Source organism: [Mycobacterium] manitobense, assembly GCF_025821665.1.
In the GTDB taxonomy this organism is placed as follows: domain Bacteria; phylum Actinomycetota; class Actinomycetes; order Mycobacteriales; family Mycobacteriaceae; genus Mycobacterium; species Mycobacterium arseniciresistens.
In genome coordinates, this window is record NZ_JACKSJ010000221.1 from 55,129 (window position 1) to 62,803 (window position 7,675).

Genomic DNA, 7,675 nt, shown 5'->3' on the forward strand with positions numbered 1-7,675 from the left:
TGGACTCCTGTTTCAGGTGGCAGCGAACATCCGCAGCAGCGCGGGCAGGACGACGACCGCGGGACCGCGCGTCGTGAAGGTGCCGGCGACGATCTCGCCGACGTCGTCGAGCGTCGCCAGATGTGCGGGCACGCCGAAACTCTCGGCGAGGGCGACGAAGTCCGGCCGTGCGAGTTCGGTGGCGGTGGCCTTGCCGAACGCTCCGGTCATGTACTCGCGCAGGATGCCGTACCCGCCGTCGTCGACGATCAGCCACGTGACGTCGGCGTCGTGCTGACGGACGGTGGCGAGTTCGGCGATCGAGTACATGGCGCCGCCGTCACCGGAGACGGCCAGTGTCCGCGTGCCCGTGCCGACCGCCGCGGCCACCGCGGCGGGGAAGGCGAAGCCGAGTCCGCCGGCGCCCTGCGCGGAGTGGAACTCGCCGTCGCAGGGGTCCCATGCCGACCATGCCCAGTAGGCGGCGATCGTCATGTCCCAGAAGGTCTGCGCCGCAGCTGGTGTCGCGGCGCGCAGGTCACGCATGAGCCCGAGTTCCGCCGCGAGGTCCTGCCCGGTGAGTCTGTCCTGCACCGCATCTCGCAGATCCGCCGCGACACGCGCGCCGGATTCGCGCGAACACACGGAGAGCGGTTCGGCCGAGAGCGCTCCGAGCGCCGTGGCGGCGTCGGCGTGTATCGCCAGCGCGGGATGGTTCGCTTCGAGCACGCGGACCTCCGCGTCGATGTGGATCAGCCGGCCGCGCGGTGCGAACGTGAAGTAGTTGCTGGTCACCTCGCCGATCGCGGTGCCAACGACGAGCAGCACGTCGGCGTCCTCGAGCAGTTCGGTGGTGTACCGGTCCTCGATCCACGATCCGGCCGAAAGTGGATGGTCGAAGGGGATCGCGCCCTTCCCACCGACCGTCGACACGACGGGCGCGTCCAGCGTCTCGGCCAGCGCGACCAGCGCGCGAGGACCGCCGGACGACCGGCGCACGCCGCCACCCGCGAGGATCACCGGTCGTTGCGCGGTGTTCAGCAGTGCCCCGGCTTCCCGGACGAGATCCCATCGCGGCGCGCGTTGCACGGCAGCACCTCCGACCGGGCCGACCGGCGGCACGTCGGTGGGCTCTTCCAGTACGTCCTGGGGGATCTCCACCCACGTCGGGCCTGCCGGTGCGGACCGGGCCAGTGCCCAGGCGTCGGCGAGCAGGCTGGGCAGCTGACCGGCGTTGCGGGCCAGGGCCGTGCTCTTGGTGACGTTGAGGGCGCTGCGCTGCTGGTCGTCGAGTTGGTGAAGCATGCCGCGGCGCAGGCCGATCCCGTCGCGCGGCACCTGGCTGGCGATCACCAGCAGTGGCACGCCGGTGGCATAGGCCTCCTGCAGGGCGCCGAGCGCGGTCAGGGCTCCCGGACCGGTCGACAGGAAGAGCACGCCGACCTCGCCGGTGGCGCGGGCGTATCCGTCGGCGCCGAAGGCCGAGTTGTTCTCGACGCGCGAACTGACGAAGGTGAGGCCGCTGCGCCCGATCGCGTCGAACAGCGCGAGCGCGTTCTGCCCGGGAATGCCGAAGACATGCGAAACACCAAGTGCCGTCAGGGTTTCGACGACGACGTCACCACCGGTCCGCGTCACCCGCCAGTCTCCTCGTGACGCATCGCCAGCAGCGACACCAGGTCGTAGGCGACGTGCGACGCCGCGACGCCGGTGATCTCGGCGTGGTCGTAGGCCGGTGCGACCTCGACGACGTCGGCGCCGATCAGGTTGAGTCCGCGGAAGCCGCGCAGGATCTCGAGCAGTTCGCGGCTGGTCATTCCGCCGGCCTCGGGTGTCCCGGTGCCCGGCGCGTGGGCCGGGTCGAGCACGTCGATGTCGATCGACACGTAGACGGGCCGGTCGCCCAGGCGCTGGCGCAGTTTGTCGACGACCTCCCGCACGCCCTGGTAGTAGACGTCGGACGAGGTGACGATGCCGAAGCCGAAACGGCGGTCGTCCTCGAGGTCCTTCTTGCCGTACAGCGGCCCGCGCGTGCCGACGTGTGACAGCGCCTCGGTGTCGACGATGCCCTCCTCGACGGCGCGCCGGAACGGGGTGCCGTGGGTGTACTCGGCGCCGAAATAGGTGTCCCACGTGTCGAGGTGGGCATCGAAGTGCACCAGCGCGACCGGCCCGTGCCGCTGTGCGGCGGCGCGCAGCAGTGGCAGTGCGATGGTGTGGTCGCCGCCGATGGTGACGAGGCTCGTGCCGCCGGCCGTGAGGTCGACCGCCGCGGCCTCGATGGTCTCGATCGCCTCGTTGATGTTGAACGGGTTCACCGCGATGTCACCGGCGTCGGCCACCTGGGCGATGTCGAACGGCGACACGTCCAGCGCCGGGTGGTACGGCCGCAGCAGCCGCGACGCCTCGCGCACGTGGTTGGGGCCGAAGCGGGCGCCGGGCCGGTAGGACACCCCCGAGTCGAACGGCACGCCCACCACGGCGACGTCGGCGCGCGGCACCTGGTCGAGCCGCGGCAACCGGGCGAAGGAGGCGGGTCCGGCGAAGCGCGGCGTCTTCGACGCATCGATCGGGCCGATGGGCGTGGTCATGCGGAAACCTCCTGACTGTCAACGTCGTCCACCGTCGTGATCGGGATGCCCGCGGCGGGCCCGGCCGGGAAGAACCGCGGGCCGTCGGGGCCGAAGGCGTCGGCCGGTTCGGGGAAGAGTCGCAGCAACGCCGGGTACAGCACGGCGGCCAGCCCGAGCCCGACCGGGATGGACAGGTCGATGCCGCCGGCGAGATCGCCGAGCGGACCGACGAACTGGCCGGGCAGGTTGACGAAGCAGATGCTCATGGCCGCCGACACCAGCCACGCGCCCAGACCGCGCCAGTTCCAGCCGTGGTCGAACCAGTACCGCCCGCCGCGCTGCCTGCGGTTGAACACCTGCAGCGCATCGGAGTCGTACCAGCCGCGCCGGGCCACCCAGCCGATCATCATGACCACCATCCACGGCGCCGTGCAGGTGACGATCAGGACCGCGAACGTCGAGATGCTCTGCACGACGTTGAACGCGAACCGGCCGACGAAGATGAACGCGATCGCGATGAGGCCGACGAGCACCGTCGCCTGCACGCGGCTGAATCTCGGGAAGACACTGGAGAAGTCGAGGCCGGTGCCGTACAGCGCCGTGGTACCGGTCGACATTCCGCCGATCAGCGCGATCAGGCACACCGGCACGAAGTACCAGCCGGGCGACACGTCGAGCAGGCCGCCGATGTAGTCGCCCTCGTCGATGAACTGCGGCGCGGTGGTGGCGACGACGGTGGCGGTGACGAGACCGAACAGGAACGGCACCAGTGTGGCGATCTGCGCGAGGAACGCCGCCGTCATCGACTTCCAGGCCGGCGTCCCGCGGGGGATGTACCGGGACCAGTCGCCGAGGAACGCACCGAAGCTCACCGGGTTGGACATGACGATCAACGCGGCGCCGACAAATGACGGCAGGTACAGCGCGTTGGTGGCGGCGTCTGCGCCGTCGCCGTAGATGCCGGGATAGCCGGGGTCGAACGTGCCGCCGAACGCGATGATCCCGAGCAGGAACAGCACGGTCGCGGCGACGACCGCGATCTTGTTGACCAGCAGCATGAACTGGAAGCCGTAGACACAGACGACGAGGACCAGCAGCGCGAAGATCCCGTAGGCCACCCCGACCGCGACGTCGCTCTGGGGCAGGCCGGTCACCCGGTTCGCGCCGCCGACGAGCACATCCCCGGACGTCCACACCGAGATCGAGAAGAACGCCACCGCGGTCAGCAGCGACAGGAAGGATCCGACCACCCGGCCGTGCACACCCAGGTGCGCCGACGACGAGACGGCGTTGTTCGTGCCGTTGCGCGGACCGAACAGCGCCATCGGCGCCAGGATCGCCGCGCCGAGGACGACGCCGAGCAGGGTGGCCAGCAGCGCGTCGCGGAACGACAACCCGAAGATGATCGGGAAGCTGCCGAGGACGACCGTCGCGATGGTGTTGGCGCCGCCGAAGGTCAGCCGGAACAGATCGAGGGGTCGGGCGGTGCGTTCCCGATCCGGAATCGGCTCGACGCCGTGCGCCTCGACCTCGGTCACCTTGGGCGGTGCGACGGGCGGCACTGCGTCGGTGGCCATGGCGCCCCTCTCCTGGTGTGGTGAGGGTCACGCTAGAACCGTCGGTGGGCCCCCGCAAGCGATTCATTCGTTACAGCGACGTTTCTGATCACGATGTGCCAGCGGTGGCTGATCATCTGCGTCATAGTGATCGACTGAGCCCTTCTGTGCGTCGTTTGTGCCGGTGGATGCAGGCCGAAAAAATTCGAACCGATCGGAGCAATGAGCGTCATGGACGAGGTCGATGAAGAGATCGTCGAGCTCCTCGAGGTCGACGGACGGATGACCCATCGCGACATCGCCCGCGCGGTCGGACTGTCGCGCTCCGCGGCGGCGGCACGCGTGCAACGGCTCATCACCTCCGGGCAGGTCGTGATCCGGGGGGCCGTGCACCCCGCCGTGCTGGGCCGCGGCGCGCTCGCACACGTCAGCGTCGCCGTGCACGGCCCCGCTGCGCCGGTCGCCCGGCGGCTGGCCCGCCGCGCCGACGTGCCGTTCCTCTCGCTGATCAGCGGCGCGCACGGACTGGTCGCCGAGGTCCGGTCGGCCTCACCGCTGGACATCGACGCCGCCGTCGCCGAAGTGCGCGCGCTGCCGGGGGTGTCGGCCGTGGACACCCTGAGCTACGTGGAGGTGGTGCGCGACGTGGTCGGCCCCGTCGGTGAGGTCAGGACCGAGGTGGACGACACCGACCGGGCACTACTGACGCGACTGCAGGAGGACGGCCGCGCGTCCTATGTGGATCTGGCCGCAGCGGTGGGACTGTCCGCGGCGGGCGCGCGGCGACGCGTCGTGCGGCTGCTCGAGTCGAAGGTGGTCCGCGTCGGCGCCGTGGTGCGGCACTCCGGTCAGGACCGGCAGAGCGCGATGGGGATGGGCATCCGGCTGGCCGGCCGCCACCAGGACGTGGTGGCGGCGTTGGCCGCGATGTCTTCGGTCATCTTCATCGCCCGCACACTCGGCCGCTTCGACGTCCTGATCACGGTGCGGGCGTTCTCGGCCGGCCAGCTGGTCGACGTGCTCGACACGGTGCGGGCGCTGCCGGGGGTGCGGGGACTGGAGAGCTGGGCACACCTCGAAGTGGTCAAGGAGAGCTACGCGTCGGGACTGGAGTCGTCGACCCCGTGAGTGCTCAGCCGCGGACGGTCCGGCGGTCGACGCCGAGCCAGCGGGACAGCTCCGAGTCCGTCACGGCCGCAGCCAGTTGCGGCGACACCGCCGCAGCCGGCGCCGACTCCTGGCCGCCTGCGACCGCGTGAGCCAGGACCGCCGCCACGAGCTCGGGGCCGAACCGGTGCAGATCCACCGAATCGGCGGCCGTCGCACCCACCGTCTCGGCGAGCAGTGACGCGACGCTGCCCACCGGAGCCGGCGCAACGCCCTGCGCGAGCGTGACCGTCTCCAGCCCGACGCCGAGGTCGAGGTCGGCGCCGAGGAGGGCTTCGGCGTCGATGATGCCCGCACCCATCTCGCCGGAATCCCACCCCGGCGGCCGCCGGGCCGTCCCCTTCGCCAGCCGCATGAACATCGCCTGCACCGTCTCGCCGCGGGCCCGCGCCTCGGCGATGAGCACATCGCGGCCGTGGTGGGCGAGCCACAGCGCGGCCACACCGGCGGTCAGCGCGACCGCGAAGCTGGTGCCCTGGCCCTGCTCGACGCCGCCCGACCGGGCCGCCCGCCACACGTTCTGCGCCGGCGCCGAGACGTCGACCGTCGACCCGCGGCACGTGCCCGGCCACAGTCCGTCACCGGCGTTGACGCCGGCCACGGCGACACATTCGTCGTAGCGCGCGGGGAACACCACCTGGCGGACGCAGTTGCCGGCCGCCGCGAGCACGATGACGTTGCCGGCCACCGCCCGCCGCAGCGCGTCGTGCAGTGAGAACGACGGGAGGCCGCCGAGACTCATCGTGATGACGTGCGCGTCGTTGCGGACCGCCCAGTCGACGGCCTTCGCGACCGATACCTGGGTCACCCGGATCACGCTCTCGATCGCCCGGATCGGCATGTGCCGGGCAGCGGGTGCGGAGCCGATCACCGTCAGCGACGTCGGCGACACGACCACACTCGCCGTCGCGGTGCCGTGACCCGGATTGAAGCCGTCGAGCGGATCGGTGGGATCGCCGTCGTCGTCGAGGGTGTCGAAACCACCCGCGCGGTCCACCCCGTCGAGTTCCGGATGCGGGAAGACCCCGGTGTCGGGCTGGGCGATGACGATGCCCGCGCCCGCGGCCGGACGGCCCTGCGATTCCGAGAGTGCCCACGCCTCCCGCGCGCGGATGGCGGCCAGGGCCCAGTCCGCCGCGAGCGCCGGCTCGGTGTCCACATTGCAGCCCGGCACCCCGCCGAGGCTCTCCTGCACCGGCTCGGCGGGATCGGTCTCCGGGAAGAACTCCGTCGGCAGGTCGGGTTCGGCAGCCGGTGAGCCGACGGCGTCCGCGAGGACGTAGGCCGCCGAGAACGCGGCCGCGGGTGACGCCCCGTCGAGTGTGCGGTCCGGCATCTCGACCACGAGCACCTGCTCGCCCAGTGCCGTCACGGTCACCGCCAGATCCGCGCACGCCTCCCGCACGGTGGCGGTCATCGCATCCGCGTCCCGGCCGTCGCCCATCTCGACCGCGAATCGTGCTGGCGCGCCGTTACTTCCAGGCACCCTCGGTACGGTGGCCGCTTCGAGTGCTTCGGTGACTGCCCGCATGTCCCGCCTCCGCGTCGGTCACCTCAGCATGACACCGGGACACGCCGCGAGGTTCGATGTGCGCGAAGTGTGCGTCAACGGGCAGTGCTCAGTGCCCGGTCACCATCCGGTCGATGCGGCGCAGTGCGACCGCCAGCACGGGCAGGTAGGCGCCCGCCCACACCGGCGCGGCCATGCTCGCCAGCGCACCGCGGTCGTGCGGCACGACGCTGTGCCGGGTCGCCGGGACGCCTGCGACCTGCCACGACCAACTGCGGCCGGGCTCGAACTCGGTGATGGTGAACGGCAGCGGGACACCGACCGGGGTCCAGACCTTGCCGCGCTCGCCGAGCCCCAGTTCGTCGCCGTCGAGCAGCTTCGCACCCGAGACGGTGGGGCCCCATTCCGGCCAGCGGTTCAGGTCGGTCAGCACCGACCAGACCGCGGCCGGTGACGCGCGGATCACCCGGTCCACCGAGAGCATGCCGCTGCGCAGCGCGAGATTCATGCCGTGGCGATGCCCTGGTCTCCCGTTCGCCAAACGCTGCGGGCCGGATTCGAGTCGCGCCTCGCTGGGTACTGGAGACCCAGTCCTTCGATCCCCCCACAGAAATCGAGCACAGATGCCTGCCCAGCGCACCGCCCGCCGTTTCCCCGTCACCGTCGGCGCCGCCGCCATCGCCGCGAGTGCGCTGCTCGCCGCCTGTGGCGGCGGTGACGGCGAGTCCTCGGAGAGCAGCACCTCGAGCACCACCACGACCACGACCACCAGCTCGGTGACGCCGCCCACGATGACGCCGAGCAGCGCGCCTGCGCCGGCACCGGCGCCCCCGGGTGCGGGAGCGGGCCCCGGCGGAGCGACGGCGCAGGTGCCCGGCGCCGACACGGGT

At 71.4% G+C, this 7,675-nt stretch carries 6 protein-coding genes; 1 reads left to right on the forward strand and 5 read right to left on the reverse strand.

The window, feature by feature from the left end; genetic code table 11:
* Nucleotides 1–12 precede the first annotated feature (12 nt).
* The 3 genes from H7I41_RS24230 to H7I41_RS24240 are packed head-to-tail and all read right to left on the reverse strand — an operon-like array spanning nucleotide 13 to nucleotide 4,129.
* Entirely contained in the window at nucleotides 13–1,617 is a 1,605-nt protein-coding gene (locus H7I41_RS24230) for a thiamine pyrophosphate-binding protein (protein ID WP_264015165.1), read from the reverse strand.
* Complete coding sequence (gene speB, locus H7I41_RS24235; protein ID WP_264015166.1) at nucleotides 1,614–2,570, reverse strand: agmatinase; 957 nt, start codon at nucleotides 2,568–2,570, stop codon at nucleotides 1,614–1,616. The genes H7I41_RS24230 and speB overlap by 4 nt, the downstream gene beginning before the upstream one ends.
* Entirely contained in the window at nucleotides 2,567–4,129 is a 1,563-nt protein-coding gene (locus H7I41_RS24240) for a purine-cytosine permease family protein (protein WP_264015167.1), read from the reverse strand. The genes speB and H7I41_RS24240 overlap by 4 nt, the downstream gene beginning before the upstream one ends.
* 210 nt (nucleotides 4,130–4,339) lie before the next feature.
* On the opposite strand from H7I41_RS24240, the gene H7I41_RS24245 reads away from it, so the two are divergent.
* Complete coding sequence (locus H7I41_RS24245) at nucleotides 4,340–5,236, forward strand: Lrp/AsnC family transcriptional regulator (protein WP_264015168.1); 897 nt, start codon at nucleotides 4,340–4,342, stop codon at nucleotides 5,234–5,236.
* A 4-nt stretch (nucleotides 5,237–5,240) separates the two neighbouring features.
* Here H7I41_RS24245 and H7I41_RS24250 read toward each other — a convergent pair whose 3' ends face one another.
* Together H7I41_RS24250 and H7I41_RS24255 are read right to left on the reverse strand one after the other, a co-directional pair.
* The gene (locus tag H7I41_RS24250; protein WP_264015169.1) at nucleotides 5,241–6,761 is read right to left on the reverse strand and encodes a S8 family peptidase; all 1,521 of its coding nucleotides are present in this window, start codon (nucleotides 6,759–6,761) and stop codon (nucleotides 5,241–5,243) included.
* Nucleotides 6,762–6,894: 133 nt separating this feature from the next.
* Nucleotides 6,895–7,269, reverse strand: coding sequence for an SRPBCC family protein (locus H7I41_RS24255; protein WP_372503798.1), 375 nt, complete (start codon nucleotides 7,267–7,269; stop codon nucleotides 6,895–6,897).
* Nucleotides 7,270–7,675: the final 406 nt, after the last annotated feature.

Excerpts from the sequence above, each read along its gene's own strand:
- H7I41_RS24240 (WP_264015167.1), bottom strand. The coding sequence starts at position 4,129 with ATGGCCACCGACGCAGTGCCGCCCGTCGCACCGCCCAAGGTGACCGAG.
- speB (WP_264015166.1), bottom strand. The coding sequence starts at position 2,570 with ATGACCACGCCCATCGGCCCGATCGATGCGTCGAAGACGCCGCGCTTC.
- H7I41_RS24245 (WP_264015168.1), top strand. The coding sequence starts at position 4,340 with ATGGACGAGGTCGATGAAGAGATCGTCGAGCTCCTCGAGGTCGACGGA.
- H7I41_RS24255 (WP_372503798.1), bottom strand. The coding sequence starts at position 7,269 with ATGCTCTCGGTGGACCGGGTGATCCGCGCGTCACCGGCCGCGGTCTGG.